Below are 18,799 nucleotides of genomic sequence, written 5' to 3'. Positions count from 1 at the left end.
CGATCATTTAAGGGTCAGTAAATGCCGGACACGAAATTTGAGGTTCGGCATAGATTGAGTCAGATGAGTCAGATAGCCGATTTCCTTAATGTTGTGCGTTAAGGATATTATTCTAGATTCACATGCAAAATCAGAGGACTGCAAAAAATATTTAACATTTTCGATACACCTTGCCAGAGTGAATCAGAATTTGTTAACCATTTACTGGCAGCCTCCAAATCAGGCAACGACTGGATCCGTATCGCGTAAGGGGGCCACAACGACCTTTCGGCGGCGGAAAAGGGGACAATTATGCGGGTTCTACTCATCGAAGACGACAGCGCGACAGCGCAGAGCATCGAACTGATGCTCAAGTCGGAAAGTTTTAACGTTTACACCACCGATCTTGGTGAAGAGGGTGTCGATCTCGGCAAGCTGTATGATTACGACATCATTCTGCTTGATCTGAACCTGCCGGACATGTCCGGTTACGAGGTTTTGAGAACATTGCGTCTGTCCAAGGTTAAGACACCTATTCTGATCCTCTCCGGCATGGCCGGCATCGAGGACAAGGTCCGGGGCCTCGGCTTCGGTGCAGACGACTACATGACCAAGCCTTTCCACAAGGATGAACTGGTCGCTCGCATCCATGCGATCGTGCGCCGTTCCAAGGGTCATGCACAGTCGGTCATCTCGACCGGCGAACTGATCGTCAACCTGGATGCAAAGACTGTCGAAGTTGGCGGCCAGCGCGTTCACCTGACGGGCAAGGAATACCAGATGCTGGAGCTGCTTTCGCTCCGCAAGGGCACCACCCTCACCAAGGAAATGTTCCTCAACCACCTTTATGGCGGTATGGACGAGCCGGAACTGAAGATCATCGACGTCTTCATCTGCAAGCTGCGCAAGAAGCTCGCAAATGCCGCCGGTGGAGCAAACTATATCGAAACCGTCTGGGGCCGTGGCTATGTGCTGCGCGAGCCGGAAGGCGAATTCGCAGAAAGCGCCTGATATCACCGGCCATTTTCGCCGGCGGTGTTTTGCATCCCGCATAATGCAGGGACGCCACGGCTGATAGTGCCGGAATTTTCGAAAAAGCCCGCCGATGATGGCGGGCTTTTTCGTTTAAGGGGTTTCCATCCCGCCGCACTGTGTCTTTACGGCAGCCGCATGAAAAAGCCGCTGCCTGGGAGGCAACGGCTCATGTGAAACCAAACTGGATGAAGGGATCGACGATCAGGCGGCGACCGACAGGCTGCCGAACACACTGGTCAGGATCTTGCGGTCGAAGGGCTTGAGCAGAAAATCGTCAGCACCGGCGCGCTTGCCCGCCATCATCTTCTTCAGATCCGCCTCGACCACGCAATAGTAGATGCGCACGGTCTTGCCCTCGGGCAGAGTGCGGATATTGGCGATCAGTTCCAGCGCGCCATCGAGACCCGCATCGACGATGATGATGTTGGGCAGCTCCGCTTCGCAGCGCACCAGCGCTTCCAGACCGTTGGCGGCTTCGGAAACGAGGAAGTTCAGGCCGGAGAGGATGCGCTTCCCGACCTTGCGTACGACGTCCGAATCATCGGCAATCATCAAGCGTTGCATCTCAAGCTCCTCTTTGCGCTACGGCGGGATTTTAACCCCTATCAACAACCGTATGCCGCTTTGGCAAAGAATCAGTTACCGCAGGAACGAAAAGGCCAATTATCTTTCAGCTTCAGGCTGCAGCCATCTTTGCGGAAAATACGATTTCCTCAGGCGTCGAATTGACCTCGATCTCCATGCCGGCCTCGTCGGCAAGCAGCACCGTGTAATAGGGCTGGATCGTATGGGCATCGACGGCTTCCTCGAGCGTTCCCGAAAGAAGCTCGACCAGCTTCGGCGGCACCCGCATCATCCGGCCCTTGCAGATCAGCTTGAAGGCCGCGTCATATTCCGGATTGTCCAGGATGACATCGATCGAACCGCCGCGCGGAATGGCGCCGTAAGCGATCAGAAAGAGATTGAGCAGCAGCTTGACCCGGTTCTTGGCGATGATGACGCGCGGGCCCGTCCAGGTGACCTCCGTCTTCTTCTCAACCGAGGCAAAATCCTTGGCAGCCTTTTCCGCTTCACCCGTATCGATGGAGGCGCCGACCGAGCCGGACGCGCCAAAGGCCAGCCGGGCGAATTTCAGCCGGACCGAAGCATTCAGCGCGCTGGTGCGGATCAGGTCCATGGCATCGGCATCCGCCCCGCCCTCGTCGAGCAGTTCCAGGCCGTTGTTGATGGCGCCGACTGGCGAGATGATGTCGTGGCAGACACGGCTGCACAGAAGCGCTGCGAGATCGGGACCGGTCAAGGTCAGGTTCGGGTTCTTTCCCATGGTCGTATCCTCACTAGCCTTCGAGCGGCTGACAACGGGATCAGGCGGCCCTCCGCGATCCCTTTACCCCCTATCTAGCCCGCGAAGATTGCGCGGGCATAGTCTGAAGGCGAAGATCATAAAGACACCACATTTGGTAAACCGATTGTTAAGATCATCGGTTCAAATTGCTGACAATCAGCCCGATCCCCATGACAGACCCGTCCTGGGCGGGACAGCAGCCCGCGCATGACGCCGCGGGTCCTCCTGAGCTTACGGAGAAAGCCATGCAGCGGATCGTCAATGCCGTGAAATTCCCACTCTTGCACTTGTTGGCCGCAATGATGGCTGTCCTCAGCCTGACGCCGGCGGCGCTTGCGCAGCAAAGCAATGGCGAGCAATACACGATGCAGGAAATCGTCGATGCCGGCCATGGCTTCTTCGGCTCCACCTCCGGCGGGCTTGCCAAGGTGGTCGAGAACGCATTTTCCAAATACGGCCTGCCGAACGGCTATATTCTCGGCCAGGAAGGCTCCGGCGCATTCGTGGCTGGCCTGACCTATGGCGAAGGCGACCTCTACACCAAGAATGCCGGCCAGCATAACGTCTTCTGGCAGGGCCCATCGCTTGGTCTCGACTGGGGTGGCCAGGGCAGCCGCACGATGATGCTGGTCTACAATCTGCCGGCCGTTCCCTCGCTCTACAAGCGCTTCGGCGGTGTTTCCGGCTCGGCCTATGTGGTCGCCGGCGTCGGCATGACGGTGCTTAGCGATGAGAATATCGTCCTGGTTCCTATCCGCACCGGCCTCGGCGCCCGCCTCGGCATCAATGTTGGCTATCTGAAGCTCACCTCGCAGCCGACCTGGAACCCTTTCTAAGGTCAAAAGAGCCATAATTTTTCAAACCGTCTTGCCAGTCGCTGCGGTGACTGGGGACAAATGCGCGTTCGCGAACACTTGAAGTGATATCCACCTTCGTCTTTAGTGCGAATGAAACGAAAACCATGGATGATAGCGTGTCGCCGCGTGTTCTGAACTGAAATGGCCAGCCCGTGATTGAATTCGCACTCCTGTTTGCCCTGGGTTTTCTCACCGCAGCCATTCTTGGCCTTTTGGCGGCACCGGTCGTTCACCGGCGCATCGTCCGCTTTGCCGAGGAACGGATGACGGCAACCATGCCGCTGTCACCGCAGGAGGTGCGCGCCCAGAAGGACGCGGCCCGTGCCGGCTACGCGGCCGAAAATGCCAGGACCAGCCAGATGCTGAAACGCGAGCGCGACAAGAACGTCGTGCTTCTGCTGCAAAACGGCTCTACACTGAAGGAAACCCAGCGCCTTGCCGGTGAAAATGCCGACCTTCATGCACAACTGGCCGACATGAACGTGGAGGCCGCCGACCTGCGCTCAGCGGCCCGTCAGCTTGAGCAGAATATCGAGCGGCTGAAGGGCACACTTGCCGATGTCGAGCGCGATAATGTCAAAAAGAACATCGACATCACGACCCTGACCCGGCAGGTGGAACACCTCACAGGCGATATGGACAGCCTGAAGATCGATGTTGCCGCCCATGATGCGGAGGCCGAAAACCTGAAAAGCCGCATTGCCGGCCTAAAGGACGAGCGCGAGATCATGCGCAACGATCTGAAAGCGGAAAGCACCAAGGCGCGGGAACTGGAAGTCCGGCTGGCGCGCGACGTGACCCGCCTGAAGCAGTTCGAGGCGAAACTCACCCGGGAAATAGCCGCCAATGCAGACAAGGACAGTTTTCTGGAACGCCGTGGTAGCGAAATCGAACGCCTGAAATTGAAGGTCAAGGATGCCGGCACCGATCTGCGCGAAGCCTCAAAGGCGCTGCGCGCTGCAGGCCTGACCATGCCCGTGCGCCGGGACAAGAAACCGGCAGACATCAATGCGGCACCAGAGGGCAGTCTGACTGCCGCAACCCAGGACACCGCCGATGAACCAACAGCTCTGTCTCAGACAGCCCCGATCGATCTGACCGTGCCGGCCGAATATGCCCGCAACCGCGCCGCAGCCCTCGCCGAACAGCTGATCAGCTCGACGTCGGCTGCCCATGACGACGCCCTGCGCGAGGACATCGCCGATATCGCTGCCACCATGGTGGCTTTGACGGCGGCCAAGGAAGGCGAGGACTCGCCGATACCGGGCCTCTTGTCTACAGCAGCCACCGGGCCTGACGGTCCGGATAAAAGCCTTGCTGCCCGCGCCCGCAGCATGCTGCCGCCGGAGCAGCCGTAGATATCAGATAAAACCGTTGATCATCGCCACCTGATGCAACGCGATGCCTGTGGCGGTGGCGACGTTGAGGCTATCGAGGCCTGGGCGCTGGCGGATACGGGCGGTCTGGATCGACGCCATGACACTTTCGGGCAGCCCCTCGCCTTCTGTACCAACCAGCAGCACGGTGCGCGGCGATGGTGGAATGTCGTGCAGATCGGTTTTTCCACGCGGCGACAGGCCCCAGATCGCAAAGCCTTGCGCCTGCAGGCGCCCGATCAGCGCACTCACCGGCCCCTCTCGGACAAAAGGAACGCTCAAGACCGAGCCGACCGAGACCCGGATCGCCTTGCGGTACATCGGATCGCAGCTGGTTTCATCCATCAGGATGGCATCGGCACCGAAAGCGGCCGCGTTGCGGAACATCGAACCCATATTGTCATGATTGGAAATTCCGCAGGCCGCAAGAACGAGGCTCCTGGGCGCAAGGTCAGCGACGAGCGCATCGAGACCAGGGGCCGTTTGACGCCTGCCAAGCGCCAGCACGCCCCTATGCATGTTGAACCCGGCAATCGCATCGAATACCGCAGCATTGGCGACATAGACCGGAATATCCGCCGGGAATTCGGCAAGGATAGAACCGAGGCCGGCGATACGGTTTTCCAGGAGCAGGATCGCTTCAGCCTCGATGCCGCGCCCGGCGCGATGTGCGGCCGCCAGCATGCGCAGGACAACCGTGCCCTCGGCGATGAAACGGCCATGCCTGCCTGTCAAGTCGCGCTCCTTGATCGAAACGAAGCCTGCAATGCGGGGATCGGCCGGATCATCGATGCGCAGCGGGATCAAGATTAGGCCTTCTCAATTGGTCTTGACGGAGACATCCGCAACGATGCGGCCGGCGGCGATATCAAAGACGATTGCCTTGCGTTCTCCCCCGGCAACAGCGCCATAAAACAGGATCTGGCCACCCGACAGGGCGACATCGGACACTTCGAACCCGGCAGGCAGCGCGGCGATTGCGGTGACCGGCGCCTCGCCCGGCACGGAAACGGCGGCACTTTGCGTCACATCGGCCTTGCCCGGACGCGTAAGCTTATAGACAATCGCTGCCAGCACGACCATAAGCATCACCAACATGATACCACCTGAGACCAGCTGCAGCTTGACCATCTTGCGGCGCACGTTCTCCATCACCGGATCGAGCGGCTTGTCTTCCTGTTCGACGGGTTTCTGATTGGACATGGGTGGCCTACCTTGCGGAATGGAACGAGAATGAACGACCCCTTTAAACAAGCCCCGGCGATTAGGAAAGTCCTCACGTCAAATGAGGACGCAGCCGGCCGCATGGATGCCTATCTGACCGAAGCACTCGGCGGCGAGTTTTCGCGCAACCGTATCAAGAGCCTGATCGAACAGGGCGAAGTCTCCGTCAACGGCAAGACGGTGAAGGAAGCCAAGAAGAAGGTTGCGCCCGGCGACGTCTTCGAGATCGGATTGCCCGAAGCGGAAGACCCGGAACCGAAGGGCGAGGATATCCCGCTGGATGTGCTCTATGAGGACGACGATCTGATCGTGCTCGTCAAGCCGCCCGGCCTCGTCGTTCATCCCGGCGCTGGCAATTGGACCGGCACGCTGGTCAACGCGCTGATCCATCATTGCGGCGCCAGCCTGTCGGGCATCGGCGGCGTCAAGCGCCCCGGCATCGTCCACCGGCTGGACAAGGACACAAGCGGCGTCATGGTCGTCGCCAAGAACGATATCGCCCACCGCCACCTCTCCGACCAGTTTGCCGACCATGGCCGCACCGGACCGCTGGAGCGCGCCTATATGGCCATCGTCTGGGGCCGCCCGCGCGGCCTGAAGGGCACGATCGACGCACCGCTCGGCCGCGCCGGCGACCGCGTCAAGCGTGCGGTCAAGCAGGAAGGCTCAGACGACGCCCGCGAGGCGATCACCCATTACGAGGTGATGGAGCGCTACCACGAGAAACCCGACGCGACGGCGCTTGCGGCGATGATCAAGTGCAATCTCGAAACTGGCCGCACCCACCAGATCCGCGTGCACATGGCCCATATCGGCCATCCGCTGATCGGCGATCCCGATTATGGCGCGGCCTTCAAGACCAAGGCCAATCTGTTGCCGGATGAGGCGAAGGCGATCGTCAACCGTTTCCCGCGCCAGGCGCTGCACGCTTTCATGCTGGCCTTTGAACATCCAACGAGCGGCGAAACCATGCATTTCGAGTCGCCGGTGCCGGACGACATGAAGGAACTGGTGGACGCGCTGCGCGGCTGAGAGACTGAGAAGCTGACTGGACATCTTGGCGGTACGCCCCTTCGAGGCATGAACACTCTGGAAACCGGTGCGCCCATGAGCCGTTTGCGGCCACGACGATTTGCAATACCGCGATGGTCTGCCCCCACGGCGAACCGAAACCGGCGATGATGGAGTGAAGGCTTGACAGTCATCCTGCCCGGATTTGATGACGGACGGTTTTCTCACACCGGCATGCATCCTTTCCGGCTCTCACGCGTTTTGGCAGGACCATAAAAGGAGAGCCCCGATGGTTGATGTCACACAGATCAGAGAGCATGCCGAAGTAATCAGCGCCGACGGTCTTCATGTCGGAACGGTCGATCGCGTCGAAGGCGATCGCATCAAGCTGACCAAGAAAGACAGCGGCTCCGGCCATGAAGGCCACCACCATTTCATCGCGCTGGAACTCGTCGCAAGCGTCGATGAAAACCGCGTCCGCCTCAGTGCGAATGGCGATGTGGCCGTCATGTTTGAGGAAGAACAGGACAACTCCCCCATCCATTGAGTGCCCCATGCATTGCGCAAAGGATATCGGAGCCCCGTTCCCGGCGGGGCTCTCGTCTTTTTTCAGGACCGTTCGCAGGACGAAAGCAGATGTCCGGTCATGGCCTTTTCCCGGGCCAGCAGTTTCCCCATGGAATTGACCGCTTCCTGCATTTTCAAATGAGCGTCGTCACTATCGCCCCCAGCATTCCGGATGCTGGCTTTCGCACGCTCGAACGACAGATTGAACTTTGCTGAATAGTGATCATAGACCTGCCTGTCCTTATCCTCCGCATGCGCATCGCTCAGCAGTTGGAACAGCGCACCACACAGGAAAGGCCGTTGATCATGGATATAGACGGCTTTTACGGTCTGGTCCTGCGCTGACGCTGTTGCCGCAGATGAAACGGCTATACCAGCAACCGCTAGGATCTTGAGCATTGTCCATCCTCTCTTTGCCGACCCTCGCCGTGACGATCGCCAGAGGTATTTCAGCACAAATTAGATCAAATGCAATCTAAAATTGATCACGTAAAAAATACACGCAAAATCAGGGACCACGCCGCCGCGTTCAGCCTTTCAGCAGATGTCGCGGCATGGAGGATTTTTGCAGGAAAAGTGCCAGTTTCAGGCTTGATATTTCAGGGACGGACACGATTTACGTGTCGTAACCCGACTGGAGCATGCGCTTCTCTGGCTTCACATCTCTGTGAAACCGGAGTTCTTGAATCATGCTTTCGCCGCGCTTATCTATGAGGATGTGGGGTCGGATAGACCCACATGCCCGGCCTGCCAAGAGGAGGCCGGAACGCGAAAGGGGGTGCATCATGGCCCGCAGTACGTTACCGTCGATTACCGCCGGAGAAGGCGGTCTCAACCGTTATCTCGATGAAATCCGCAAATTTCCCATGCTTGAACCGCAGGAAGAGTACATGCTCGCCAAGCGGTACCAGGAGCATGACGACCGCAAGGCCGCCCATCAGCTCGTCACCAGCCATCTGCGCCTCGTGGCGAAGATTGCCATGGGTTACCGTGGCTATGGCCTGCCGATCGGTGAAGTCGTTTCCGAAGGCAATGTCGGCCTCATGCAGGCGGTCAAGAAATTCGATCCGGAACGCGGCTTCCGTCTGGCCACCTACGCGATGTGGTGGATCAAGGCTTCGATCCAGGAATATATCCTGCGCTCGTGGTCGCTGGTGAAGATGGGCACGACCGCCAACCAGAAGCGGCTGTTCTTCAACCTGCGCCGCCTGAAGGGCAAGATCCAGGCTCTTGACGAGGGTGATCTGAAACCCGACCAGGTCGCGCACATTGCCACGACCCTGAAGGTCTCGGAAGCCGAGGTCATTTCGATGAACCAGCGGCTCTCCGGCGACGCATCGCTGAACGCGCCGATCAAGGCTGGCGAAGGCGAATCCGGCCAGTGGCAGGATTGGCTGGTCGATGACCACGACAATCAGGAAGACATCCTGATCGAACAGGACGAACTGGAAAACCGCCGCAGCCTTCTGTCGAGCGCCATGAACGTGCTGAACGACCGCGAACGCCGCATCTTCGAGGCCCGCCGCCTGACTGAAGATCCGGTCACGCTTGAGGACCTGTCGACCGAGTTCGACATCAGCCGCGAGCGTGTCCGCCAGATCGAGGTCCGCGCCTTCGAAAAGGTCCAGGACGCCGTCCGCAAGGCGGCGCAGGATCGTCAGAATGCGCTTCGGGTCGTAGAAGACGCCTGATCGCGGCATTACCTGAACCGATAAAAAACCCGGCTGGATCGCTCCAGCCGGGTTTCTTTTTGTGCTTTTGACAGAGCTAAACCAAAGATTACTGACCCGCCGGGTTAGGCGTCGCAGCCAGGCTCCAGGCCTGCATCGCCTTCGTAAACGCCTCTGTGCCGGCGGCTCCCTTTTCCAGGGTCAGCAGCGCACGGCGGCCGTTGCGGTAGGTCAGCGGAATATCCATCCAGCCGCGTGTGCGCAAAAGCTCGGTATTCGTCGCAACGGCTTCCGGGAAGTCGTTGAGCGCGATCATGTGGAAATCCTCGGTGATCTTGGCCGGAACCGCAATCAGCGCATCGCCACGATCCTGCTCGTTGCGCTTCATCGAAACACGCTGCACGCTATCGATGCTGCCGCCTTCGAAATTTTCCGGCAGCGAGAAGACGAATTCGATCACATGGCTGGCCGGCAGCGAGGAGTCGGCATTGCGCTTGATTGTCATCAGGGCCGTCAGGCCGCGCTCGGGCACATTGATCTGCGCCTGAACGACCGGCTCCGGCTTGGCATCGCCCCCCGGGGACTCTTCCTTGACCGACCAGGCAACATTGCCCTCGATCGCAGTCGGGGCCGACTGGCCGAGCCGCTCCTCATAGAGGAACATTTTCTGGGCACCGGCCGGAACCTGCTGCGTCGCAGGATTGGCGGCCGGCTGCTGGCCCGGCACCGGCTGGGCAGGCTGCGTCCCGTCCGTCGTCTGGGCGGCAGGGGTCGTTTGCGCCGCCTGCGCTGTGTCGACGGGCTTGCCCGCCTCTGTCTGCGCCGCGACCGATTTGCCTTCCTCAGTGGCGCTGGCGCCAGTGGCAACCACAGCCGGGCCCGGATCGATCTCGGTGCCATCCTGCTGCAGGCGCTGCGTGAACTTGCCGCTGCCTTCAACAGCTGCGACCTCGGTATTGGCCGGCGTCTGCGTCTGGTTGTTGGTTTCCGGCGTGCTCAGATCCCTGGCGCCCTCTTCGGGTGCTGTGGTTTCCGGCGTGCTCTGGCCCGGAATATTGGCGGTGATCGATGCCAGCGTGCTCGAGACCCAGGAATTCACCGTGGTCTGGTTTTGCCAATAGGCATAACCGCCACCGCCCAGGATCAAAAGGAGCACGGCGGCAAGCCCGATGGCCTTGCCGTTCAAACGCGAGCGTTTCGGCTCGACGCGGTAGGAAACAGGCCGTGACGGCACTTCGACATTTTCGTCTGTGGCAGCCGGCGCCCTGCCCGTCTGCGACGAAGCTGCCGCACCAGCCGCTGCCGCCGTGCCGCCATGGGTTAGGAGCTCGTCAAGATCGTTCCAGCTGTCATTGGCAGCGGCGCGTTGCTCGGGCTCAGCAGCAGGCGTCTTTTCGACCGGCCAGGACCAATCGGCAATGGCCGGTTCCGACGTCTCTGCAGGGGCCGCTGCGGGCGCTTGCGTGAAGGGATCCTTGTCGTCCCAGGCCCAAGCATCAGGCTCGCCCGGAGCCTGCTCTTTAGCGCCGATTTCCTCGTTCAGCAGCGTTACGGTTTCAACCGGCTCGTATGTTGTAAGATCGGGAATGTCATCGGCAGCAGGGGCAGCTTCGGCAGCCTCCGTCCAGACCGGTTCGCTATGGGCGGTCGCCGGGACAGGATCGTTCCATTCCGGCAATTCCCACTCGGTGGACGCCGCAGGCATGGGTTTTTCTTCGACCGGCTCTGCAAGCGGTTCGGCCGCTGGCTCGGCAACGTCTTGCGGCTCCGGCTCTGCCGCATTGTCGGGAACGTAAACCGTTTCCTCGACCGCGCCATCGTGCTCCTCCGGCGCATATTCGGCCGCAACCGGATGGTCCGGCTCATACGGCGTAACCGGGCGGGGCTCTTCGGCCTCAACCGCATGCTCGCGCTGGAACTCGGGCTCCCGCTCGGGCTCGGGAATATGGTCTTCTACGGGAGCCGGGTCATAAACGGGTTCCACAACCGGTTCAGGCGCCACATAAGCATCTTCCACCGGCGGCTCGACGGCATCCACCGGCTCAGCGGCCGCAACGGGCTCTTCGACGGGTTCAATGGCCGGCGGCGGCTCGGCGGCGAAGGCCGGGCGTTCGTCCTCGACGGGCGGGGCTTCCTGCTCATATGGCTCTTCCGCAGGTGCGGCGGCATGATCCCCGGCCTCGGCAGCTTCTTCAACGACCGAATCATCGTACGCCTCTTCAAGGGGCGCAAGCGCTTCGGCGTGATCGTCCTCGACCTCGCTGATCGCCGCCTCGAGCTTGACCATCTGGCGTTCGATCATCTCGTCGGAAGGACGAGGCTTCATGCTTTCGAGCTGACGGCGGACGGCGCCACGGGCCTTGTCATAGACCTTGGCCCGCATTTCGGGAACATTGTCCGACAGACCATCGACGGTCCTTCGAATAACTGCAACAAAATCCGCCATCAGAACTTTCTCATACCATCGGCGTGTTTACGCCAAATTCTTCCCTGGTCGTCAACGTCAGACTAGTCCTCAAACGGGTCCGTCACAAGTATGGTGTCGTCACGCTCCGGACTGGTGGACAGAAGAGCGACCGGCGCACCGATCAACTCCTCGACCTGACGCACATATTTGATGGCCTGGGCGGGAAGCTGGGCCCAGCTGCGGGCACCGACGGTCGATTCTTTCCAGCCTTCCAGCGTGATGTAAACGGGCTTCGCCTGGGCCTGCTGCGCCTGGCTTGCCGGCAGGTGATCGATCTCGGCACCGTCCAGCGTATAGCCGACGCAGATCTTCAATTCATCAAGGCCGTCGAGCACATCGAGCTTGGTAAGCGCGATGCCGGTAATGCCGTTGGTGGCAACCGACTGGCGCACCAGGGCCGCATCGAACCAGCCACAACGGCGCTTGCGCCCGGTGACCGTGCCGAACTCATGGCCTTTTTCGCCAAGGAACTGGCCGATTTCGTCATGCAGCTCCGTCGGGAACGGGCCTTCGCCGACGCGGGTCGTGTAGGCCTTGGTGATGCCGAGGATATAGCCGAGCGCACCAGGACCCATGCCCGAGCCCGCAGCGGCCTGACCGGCGACCGTGTTGGACGAGGTGACGAAGGGATAGGTGCCGTGATCGATATCGAGCAGCGTGCCCTGCGCGCCTTCGAACAGGATGCGCGCACCCTTGCGGCGCTGGCGGTCGAGCAACAGCCAGACGGTTTCCATGAACGGCAGCACGCGGGCAGCGATCGAGGAAAGCTCGCTCATGATGGCCTCATGGCTCACTTCGGCTTCGCCAAGACCACGGCGCAGCGCATTGTGGTGGGTGAGCAAGCGGTCGACCTTGGCCGGCAACGTATCGAGATCGGCAAGATCCATGACGCGGATGGCGCGACGGCCGACCTTGTCTTCATAGGCCGGGCCGATGCCGCGGCGCGTCGTGCCGATCTTGGTGCCGCTGTTGGACGCGGCATCCTCGCGGATGCCGTCGAGCTCGCGGTGCAGCGACAGGATCAGCGTGGCATTATCGGCGATGCGCAGGTTTTCTGGCGTGATGGACACGCCCTGCTTGTCCAGCTTTTCGATTTCGGCCAAGAGCGCATGCGGGTCGATGACCACGCCATTGCCAATGACGGCGAGCTTACCCGGACGCACGACGCCGGAGGGCAAGAGCGACAGCTTGTAGCTGGTGCCATCGATCACAAGGGTATGGCCGGCATTGTGCCCGCCCTGAAAGCGCACAACGATGTCGGCACGCTCGGAGAGCCAATCGACAATCTTGCCCTTGCCTTCATCACCCCATTGCGATCCGACCACCACGACATTCGTCATTTCAGATTTCCTGTTTCCTTGGCGCCAGTCATGCGCTGTCTTCAAACCCGCGCATCTATACTGTTTTGTTTTTTGGAAAGCGACCCTGTTTAACCGGGGATTCGGGGTTTTTGCATGGTAAAGACCGCATTTGACCCTGAGATTCTGCGTCTGTGCACTGTTTCACAAAACAGGATTGTCCCCGCATAGGGGGAAAACGCACCGGACCGGTCCGGTTATCACAGGGCTTGCGCACCCCATTGCTTGTCCGCAATACCACGCGCAATGGCCGCCCGCCCGCCCATGGTCCATAATGTGGACTTGCCTTCCTCGCCCGTATGGATTCAATGCAAAGGGAAACTCTGCGCCGGCAAAGGCCGGTCCTGGAGCACCGGACGTCTACCGTCATCACGACCGCCGTCATGCTTTGCTTAGGGAATACCGTGCCCGTCAATCTGCAAGCCTATATCATTTTGTGCATCACCACCCTGATCTGGGGCGGGAATACGGTGGCAGGGAAAATGGCCGTCGGCCATGTCAGCCCGATGATGCTGACAGGCCTGCGCTGGGTGATCGCCTGCACCGTGCTCCTGATTTTCGCAGCCCCGCAGGTGCGCCGCGACTTCCCGGTCATCCGCAGGAACTGGCTGCTCCTGCTCGGCTACGGCACCGTTGGCTTCACCGCCTTCAATGCCTTTCTCTATTCCGCCCTGCAATATACCAGCGCGATCAATGCCGTCATCGAACAGGCCGGCATTCCGATGGTGATCTTCGTGATGAACTATGTGCTGTTTCGCACCGCATTTTCGCTGGCGCAGATCGCCGGTTTCACGCTGACACTGGGCGGCGTGGCGCTGACCGCATCGCATGGCGATCTCACCACGCTGCTCTCGCTCGATCTCAACCAGGGCGACGCCATGATGATGGCGGCGGTGCTCGTCTATGCCGGCTATACCGTGGCGCTGCGCTTCAAGCCGGAAATCCACTGGAAAAGCCTGATTGCGATCTCCGCCCTGGGGGCGCTGATCAGCTCCATTCCGCTGGTGATCTGGGAGTTTTCCACCGGCCGGATGATCTGGCCGGATATGCAGGGGTGGGTCATCGTCGCCTATGCCGGCCTCCTTCCCTCGCTCGTCTCGCAAATCCTATACGTGCGCGGCGTCGAACTGATCGGTCCCAACCGGGCCGGCCTGTTCATCAACACGATCCCGATCTTCGGCACGCTGCTATCGATCACCCTGATCGGCGAGGCGCTGCAGACATTTCATATTGCCGCCATGGCACTCGTTCTCGTCGGGATCGCCGTGGCCGAGCGCGGCCGTCCGCGGCCTGCGCAAACACCCTAGCGAAAATTCTCACCGGCAAGCGTTCGCTCCATATAGACCGCCTCGCCACCATAGCTGGAAAGTTTTGCGCCGAGCGCCTCTTCCATCCGCACGCCAAAACCCTGCCGCTCCCAGAAACCTTGTGATCCATTGACGGAGACAAGTGCCATGGTTCCATAGCCATCCCGGCGCGCCGCCACCGCCAGCAATTTTGCCACCCTTGCGCCCGCACCTGAGCCACGCGTACCCGGCAATAAAGCCAGATCGTGAAGATACCAGATATCCGCATCTGCCGGGATCGCCTCAAGCCTTGTATCGATCGGCGGTGGCGAGAGGCGGCGCCAAGGGTGGCTGAGCACATATCCGCAAATCTCGCCGCGTTTTTCCAGGACGAAACATCCGGCCGGGCACAAGTCCAGGCGCTCGAACAGAACCGCGCGGGCCTCGGGGAAATCGGCATGCACGATGCGCTGGATCGCGTCGATCGCCTCGATATCGGCAGGGCTGGCCGGGCGCCAATGGGCGGAGCGGTCTGTTGCGTTCATGGCATTCACTTTCATCAAACGGCAAACGCGCCGGAGGGTATCCGGCGCGTTCAAATGTCGGCCCTTAAAGGCCATTCCGCATAAGCGGCTTAATCGACGTTGAAGACCAGCGGCTTGGCGGCCCGGATGGCCGGGTTGGCGCGCAGCTTGTCGAGAACGTCTTCCGACACGGCACCATCGACATAAAGCAGCGCGATGGCATCGGCGCCGGCATTGTGGCGGCCGAGCTGGAAGTTGGCGATATTGACGCCGGCATCACCCAGCGTCATGCCGATGAAGCCGATCATGCCGGGAACGTCGGTATTGGTGATGTAGACCATGTGGTTGCCGACATCGGCGTCCAGATTGATATCCTTGATCTGGATGAAGCGCGGCTTGCCATCCGAAAACACCGTACCGGCCACCGAGCGCGTCTGGTTGTCGGTCGTGACCGTCAGCTTGATATAACCGTCGAAAACCCCCGACTTGTCACGCTTGACCTCGGACAGGATGATGCCCTTTTCCTTGATCATAACAGGCGCCGAAACCATGTTGACGTCGGACACCTGACTGCGGATGAGACCGGCAAGCGCCGCACTCGTCAGCGCCTTGGTGTTCATTCCGGCGGTCGATCCATCATAAAGGATCTCGATTTCCTTGATGGCGCTTTCCGTCACCTGGCCGACAAAGGCGCCGAGCACGTCTGCGAGCCGGATGAAGGGCTTCAGAAGCGGCGCTTCCTCAGCCGTGATCGAGGGCATGTTGATGGCATTGGAAACGGCACCCTTGACCAGGTAATCCGACATCTGCTCGGCCACCTGCAGCGCGACATTCTCCTGGGCTTCCGTGGTGGAAGCGCCCAGATGCGGCGTGCAGACGACGTTCGGCAGGCCAAACAGCGGGCTTTCCGTTGCGGGCTCGACTTCAAACACGTCAAAACCGGCGCCGGCGACATGACCAGACTTGATGGCATCGGCAAGCGCCTGCTCATCGACCAGACCGCCGCGTGCGCAATTGATGATGCGAACGCCGGGCTTGGTCTTTGCCAGCGCTTCGCGGTTGAGGATGCCGCGCGTCTTGTCGGTCATCGGCACATGCAGGGTGATGAAATCGGCCTGGGCGAGCAGCTCGTCCAGCTCGACCTTGGTCACGCCCATTTCCTCGGCGCGTTCCTTCGACAGGAAGGGATCGTAGGCCAGAACATGCATCTTCAAGCCGATGGCGCGGGCGCAGACGATGCCGCCGATATTGCCGGCACCGATGACGCCGAGCGTCTTGCCGGTGATTTCGACGCCCATGAACTTGGACTTTTCCCACTTGCCGGCCTGGGTCGATGTATCGGCCTGCGGCAGCTGGCGGGCCACGGCAAACATCAGCGCGATCGCATGTTCTGCCGTGGTGATCGAATTGCCGAACGGCGTGTTCATGACGATAATACCGCGGCGCGAGGCGGCCGGGATATCGACATTGTCGACGCCGATACCGGCGCGGCCGATGACCTTGAGGTTGGTCGCGGCAGCGATCAGCTTTTCCGTCGCCTTGGTGGCGGAGCGGATGGCAAGGCCATCATAATTGCCGATGATTGCGGCAAGCTTTTCCTTGTCCTTGCCGAGCTGCGGCTGGAAATCGACATCGACGCCGCGATCGCGGAAGATCTGGACGGCAGTTTCCGACAGTTCATCGGATACGAGTACGCGAGGTGCCATGGGAGGCCTCCATTGGTTTCGTCAAAAGGGAATGGGGATGGACGGCCGCGCCCTGTTGGCGCGGCCTAAAGCCGGTTAGGCCGCTGCCTGAGACAGCGTCGCCTTCTGGGTCGCAAACGCCCAGTCGAACCAGGGCATCAGCGCCTTGATATCCGAGGTCTCGATCGTCGCACCGGCCCAGATCCGGAAACCGGAGGGCGCATCGCGATAGGCGCCGATATCATGGGCGACACCCTGCTTTTCCAGCAGCGCGACCATGCCCTTGGCAAAGGCATCCTGGCCGGCAGCGTCAAGAGCCGCAATGTCCTTGTCGACGATCTTCAGGCAGACCGACGTATTGGACTGCGTTGCCGGATCGACCGCCAGATTGGCGATCCAGTCCGTCTTCTCGACAAAGTCATGAATGGCCTGCGCGTTGGCATCGGCACGCGCGATCAGGGCGTTCAGGCCCCCGAGCGACTTTGCCCAGGTGAGCGCATCGATATAATCCTCGACGCAAAGCATCGACGGCGTGTTGATCGTCTCGCCCTGGAAAATGCCTTCGATGATCTTGCCGCCCTTGGTCATGCGGAAGATCTTCGGCAGCGGCCAGGCAGGCTCATAGCTTTCCAGCCGTTCGACGGCACGCGGCGACAGGATGAGGATGCCATGCGCGCCCTCGCCGCCCAGAACCTTCTGCCAGGAGAAGGTGACGACATCGAGCTTGGCGAAATCGATGTCCTGTGCAAATGCAGCAGACGTCGCATCGCAGATGGTCAGGCCCTTGCGGTCAGCCGGAATGAAATCGGCATTGGCAACCCGCACGCCGGATGTTGTACCGTTCCAGGTGAAGACGACATCGCGGTCGAAATCGACCTGAGAGAAATCGACAAGCTTGCCGTAATCGGCAACAAACTTGCGGGTATCGGGGAGCTTCAGTTCCTTGACGACGTCGGAGACCCAGCCGGAGCCGAAGCTTTCCCAGGCGACCATATCGACGCCACGCGGGCCGAGCAGCGACCAGAGCGCCATTTCGACGGCGCCGGTGTCGGAGGCAGGCACGATACCGATACGGTAATCCGCCGGAACCTGCAGAATTTCACGGGTGAGATCGATCGCCTGCTTCAGCTTGCTCTTGCCAACCTTGGCACGGTGCGAGCGCCCGAGGGCCGCATCAGAGAGCGCATCAAGCGACCAACCGGGGCGCTTGGAGCAGGGACCAGAAGAAAAATGGGTGTTTGCCGGACGCAATTCCGGTGTCGCAGGGGTCGTCATCAAAGCTATCCTTCCAGATAGAAAGCACCTCGTTAGGGAGGCGTGGCCTGCCGCCGTGGATATTGCGGACAGGCCCGGAAGTCAAGAATGATGTGTCGTTTCCGGAAAGATTTTTGACGCTGCAAGCATTGCCGGAGCAACGGCTATTTTGGCTACCAAAGAGACATGCGCAGACCGGCGCGGATTTCGTGGCGGCCGAGGCCGTCGTCGAGGCCGTCAATATCGCTGCCGTTGAACAGGTCGCCATCGGTGATCTGCGAGTAGCGGTAGCCGACATCGAGTTTCAGCCGCTCGGTCATGTTGTAGGACACGCCGGCCATCAGCGCATAGGTCAGGCGCCAGCTGCTTTCGCCGTCGAAGGTCTGGTTGACGGCGGCAGCACCGGAGCAGGCTGCAGCTCCCGGGACGCAGCTTGTGCGCAGGGCAACGTCGTTCCAGCGCAGTTGCGTGACACCGAGACCGGCGCCGACATAGGGCGTCAGGCCAGCGACCGTCGCCAGATCGACATAGCCATTGGCCATCAGACCAATCGCCTTGTAGTCAGCATTAAGGCCGCCGCCGCAGGATGTGCCGAGCGCCTCGCCGGCGCAAGGGATGTTTGCCCGGCCACGTCCACTGACATCGCCCTCGAAATATTCTCCGGTCAAATCGGCCCGGAACATGTCGTTGAACTGATATCCGACGCCGACAGTGCCGGAAAAGGGCTGGTCGAAATCATTGTCGAAAGATGCGGTATTGGTCGTGCCGGTTCCGGCATCGAACAGTCGCAGCGATGGGTCGCCACCGCGCGTCCATCCGGCGTAACCCAGATCGCCGCGCAGGTAAAAACCCTGGCCGACTGTATCTGTGGTCGAAATGCTAACCTCGGGCGCGTCCAGAAAATCGGCAGCCATCACCTGCCCGCCGGCAAACAGCAGGATCAGTGCAGATGCATTGAGGAGAGTGTGCCGCAACTTCATTGTACCGTCCTTGGAAATTGGTAACAGCGGCAGAACCCGCCGCCCGCGTTCATATGCTCTGATCATCGCATCCAGCGGTTAACCTCAGGTTAAGCATGCTTCTTAACCAAACGGATCCATCAAAAAACGAAAAGGCCACCCGGAAACCGGACGGCCTTTGGTGACGGATCGCGCGATGCGC

Annotated in this window: 18 protein-coding genes; 7 read left to right on the top strand and 11 right to left on the bottom strand. The window is 60.3% G+C overall.

All coding sequences use genetic code 11. From position 1 onward, the window contains the following. The first annotated feature begins 291 nt into the window (after positions 1–291). Positions 292–990 carry a cell cycle two-component system response regulator CtrA gene (ctrA, locus tag ASD32_RS18305; protein ID WP_060639445.1) on the top strand — a complete coding sequence of 233 codons (699 nt, stop codon included), beginning with the start codon at positions 292–294 and terminating at the stop codon, positions 988–990. Positions 991–1,215: 225 nt separating this feature from the next. Here ctrA and ASD32_RS18300 read toward each other — a convergent pair whose 3' ends face one another. After that, on the bottom strand, positions 1,216–1,578 hold the full coding sequence (locus ASD32_RS18300; RefSeq protein ID WP_060639444.1) for a response regulator: 363 nt from the start codon (positions 1,576–1,578) through the stop codon (positions 1,216–1,218). 112 nt (positions 1,579–1,690) lie between these two features. Next, positions 1,691–2,338, bottom strand: a complete 648-nt coding sequence (locus tag ASD32_RS18295; RefSeq protein ID WP_060639443.1) for a histidine phosphotransferase family protein — start codon at positions 2,336–2,338, stop codon at positions 1,691–1,693. 266 nt (positions 2,339–2,604) lie between these two features. Here ASD32_RS18295 and ASD32_RS18290 point away from each other — a divergent pair, with 266 nt between their 5' ends. Together ASD32_RS18290 and ASD32_RS18285 are read left to right on the top strand one after the other, a co-directional pair. After that, positions 2,605–3,195 carry an EipA family protein gene (locus ASD32_RS18290; RefSeq protein WP_060639442.1) on the top strand — a complete coding sequence of 197 codons (591 nt, stop codon included), beginning with the start codon at positions 2,605–2,607 and terminating at the stop codon, positions 3,193–3,195. A gap of 173 nt (positions 3,196–3,368) precedes the next feature. Beyond that, entirely contained in the window at positions 3,369–4,574 is a 1,206-nt protein-coding gene (locus ASD32_RS18285) for a hypothetical protein (RefSeq protein ID WP_060639441.1), read from the top strand. Positions 4,575–4,577: 3 nt separating this feature from the next. Here ASD32_RS18285 and ASD32_RS18280 read toward each other — a convergent pair whose 3' ends face one another. Beyond that, positions 4,578–5,399, bottom strand: a complete 822-nt coding sequence (locus ASD32_RS18280) for an RNA methyltransferase (RefSeq protein WP_060639440.1) — start codon at positions 5,397–5,399, stop codon at positions 4,578–4,580. A 12-nt stretch (positions 5,400–5,411) separates the two neighbouring features. After that, positions 5,412–5,795 (bottom strand): hypothetical protein, encoded by a 384-nt coding sequence (locus ASD32_RS18275; protein WP_060639439.1) that lies wholly within the window; start codon positions 5,793–5,795, stop codon positions 5,412–5,414. Between the two features lie 30 nt (positions 5,796–5,825). Here ASD32_RS18275 and ASD32_RS18270 point away from each other — a divergent pair, with 30 nt between their 5' ends. Next, a complete protein-coding gene (locus ASD32_RS18270; RefSeq protein WP_060639438.1) occupies positions 5,826–6,848 on the top strand; it encodes an RluA family pseudouridine synthase in 1,023 nt (340 codons plus the stop codon). A gap of 268 nt (positions 6,849–7,116) precedes the next feature. Next, positions 7,117–7,374, top strand: a complete 258-nt coding sequence (locus ASD32_RS18265; protein WP_060639437.1) for a DUF2171 domain-containing protein — start codon at positions 7,117–7,119, stop codon at positions 7,372–7,374. Positions 7,375–7,436: 62 nt separating this feature from the next. Here the strand turns inward: ASD32_RS18265 and ASD32_RS18260 are convergent, their stop codons facing one another. After that, on the bottom strand, positions 7,437–7,793 hold the full coding sequence (locus tag ASD32_RS18260; RefSeq protein ID WP_060639436.1) for a hypothetical protein: 357 nt from the start codon (positions 7,791–7,793) through the stop codon (positions 7,437–7,439). A 386-nt stretch (positions 7,794–8,179) separates the two neighbouring features. Here ASD32_RS18260 and rpoH point away from each other — a divergent pair, with 386 nt between their 5' ends. After that, positions 8,180–9,085, top strand: coding sequence for an RNA polymerase sigma factor RpoH (gene rpoH, locus ASD32_RS18255; protein ID WP_060639435.1), 906 nt, complete (start codon positions 8,180–8,182; stop codon positions 9,083–9,085). 88 nt (positions 9,086–9,173) lie between these two features. Here rpoH and ASD32_RS18250 read toward each other — a convergent pair whose 3' ends face one another. Further along, positions 9,174–11,510: a hypothetical protein gene (locus ASD32_RS18250; protein ID WP_060639434.1), complete on the bottom strand. Its 2,337-nt coding sequence runs from the start codon at positions 11,508–11,510 to the stop codon at positions 9,174–9,176. A 62-nt stretch (positions 11,511–11,572) separates the two neighbouring features. Continuing rightward, positions 11,573–12,871, bottom strand: coding sequence for an adenylosuccinate synthase (locus ASD32_RS18245; RefSeq protein WP_060639433.1), 1,299 nt, complete (start codon positions 12,869–12,871; stop codon positions 11,573–11,575). Positions 12,872–13,272: 401 nt separating this feature from the next. Here ASD32_RS18245 and ASD32_RS18240 point away from each other — a divergent pair, with 401 nt between their 5' ends. After that, a complete protein-coding gene (locus ASD32_RS18240; RefSeq protein ID WP_060639432.1) occupies positions 13,273–14,196 on the top strand; it encodes a DMT family transporter in 924 nt (307 codons plus the stop codon). Here the strand turns inward: ASD32_RS18240 and ASD32_RS18235 are convergent. The 4 genes from ASD32_RS18235 to ASD32_RS18220 form a co-directional block, all read right to left on the bottom strand. Next, positions 14,193–14,720, bottom strand: coding sequence for a GNAT family N-acetyltransferase (locus tag ASD32_RS18235; RefSeq protein WP_060639431.1), 528 nt, complete (start codon positions 14,718–14,720; stop codon positions 14,193–14,195). The genes ASD32_RS18240 and ASD32_RS18235 overlap by 4 nt on opposite strands. 89 nt (positions 14,721–14,809) lie before the next feature. Next, a complete protein-coding gene (serA, locus tag ASD32_RS18230; RefSeq protein WP_060639430.1) occupies positions 14,810–16,405 on the bottom strand; it encodes a phosphoglycerate dehydrogenase in 1,596 nt (531 codons plus the stop codon). A 75-nt stretch (positions 16,406–16,480) separates the two neighbouring features. Then, a complete protein-coding gene (locus tag ASD32_RS18225; protein ID WP_060639429.1) occupies positions 16,481–17,659 on the bottom strand; it encodes a phosphoserine transaminase in 1,179 nt (392 codons plus the stop codon). A gap of 152 nt (positions 17,660–17,811) precedes the next feature. After that, the gene (locus ASD32_RS18220; protein ID WP_060639588.1) at positions 17,812–18,618 is read right to left on the bottom strand and encodes an outer membrane protein; all 807 of its coding nucleotides are present in this window, start codon (positions 18,616–18,618) and stop codon (positions 17,812–17,814) included. Positions 18,619–18,799 lie beyond the last annotated feature (181 nt).

Source organism: Rhizobium sp. Root483D2, assembly GCF_001426685.1.
GTDB classification, from domain to species: Bacteria; Pseudomonadota; Alphaproteobacteria; order Rhizobiales; family Rhizobiaceae; genus Pararhizobium; species Pararhizobium qamdonense.
This window is presented reverse-complemented; position numbering and strand designations above follow the sequence as displayed.

What these genes read in the sequence shown, in the direction of transcription:
- ASD32_RS18235 (WP_060639431.1), bottom strand. Translation starts at nt 14,720, where the DNA reads ATGAACGCAACAGACCGCTCCGCCCATTGGCGCCCGGCCAGCCCTGCC.
- serA (WP_060639430.1), bottom strand. Translation starts at nt 16,405, where the DNA reads ATGGCACCTCGCGTACTCGTATCCGATGAACTGTCGGAAACTGCCGTC.
- ASD32_RS18265 (WP_060639437.1), top strand. Translation starts at nt 7,117, where the DNA reads ATGGTTGATGTCACACAGATCAGAGAGCATGCCGAAGTAATCAGCGCC.
- ASD32_RS18260 (WP_060639436.1), bottom strand. Translation starts at nt 7,793, where the DNA reads ATGCTCAAGATCCTAGCGGTTGCTGGTATAGCCGTTTCATCTGCGGCA.
- ctrA (WP_060639445.1), top strand. Translation starts at nt 292, where the DNA reads ATGCGGGTTCTACTCATCGAAGACGACAGCGCGACAGCGCAGAGCATC.
- ASD32_RS18295 (WP_060639443.1), bottom strand. Translation starts at nt 2,338, where the DNA reads ATGGGAAAGAACCCGAACCTGACCTTGACCGGTCCCGATCTCGCAGCG.
- ASD32_RS18290 (WP_060639442.1), top strand. Translation starts at nt 2,605, where the DNA reads ATGCAGCGGATCGTCAATGCCGTGAAATTCCCACTCTTGCACTTGTTG.
- rpoH (WP_060639435.1), top strand. Translation starts at nt 8,180, where the DNA reads ATGGCCCGCAGTACGTTACCGTCGATTACCGCCGGAGAAGGCGGTCTC.
- ASD32_RS18245 (WP_060639433.1), bottom strand. Translation starts at nt 12,871, where the DNA reads ATGACGAATGTCGTGGTGGTCGGATCGCAATGGGGTGATGAAGGCAAG.
- ASD32_RS18220 (WP_060639588.1), bottom strand. Translation starts at nt 18,618, where the DNA reads ATGAAGTTGCGGCACACTCTCCTCAATGCATCTGCACTGATCCTGCTG.
- ASD32_RS18250 (WP_060639434.1), bottom strand. Translation starts at nt 11,510, where the DNA reads ATGGCGGATTTTGTTGCAGTTATTCGAAGGACCGTCGATGGTCTGTCG.
- ASD32_RS18240 (WP_060639432.1), top strand. Translation starts at nt 13,273, where the DNA reads ATGCTTTGCTTAGGGAATACCGTGCCCGTCAATCTGCAAGCCTATATC.
- ASD32_RS18300 (WP_060639444.1), bottom strand. Translation starts at nt 1,578, where the DNA reads ATGCAACGCTTGATGATTGCCGATGATTCGGACGTCGTACGCAAGGTC.
- ASD32_RS18270 (WP_060639438.1), top strand. Translation starts at nt 5,826, where the DNA reads ATGAACGACCCCTTTAAACAAGCCCCGGCGATTAGGAAAGTCCTCACG.
- ASD32_RS18275 (WP_060639439.1), bottom strand. Translation starts at nt 5,795, where the DNA reads ATGTCCAATCAGAAACCCGTCGAACAGGAAGACAAGCCGCTCGATCCG.
- ASD32_RS18225 (WP_060639429.1), bottom strand. Translation starts at nt 17,659, where the DNA reads ATGACGACCCCTGCGACACCGGAATTGCGTCCGGCAAACACCCATTTT.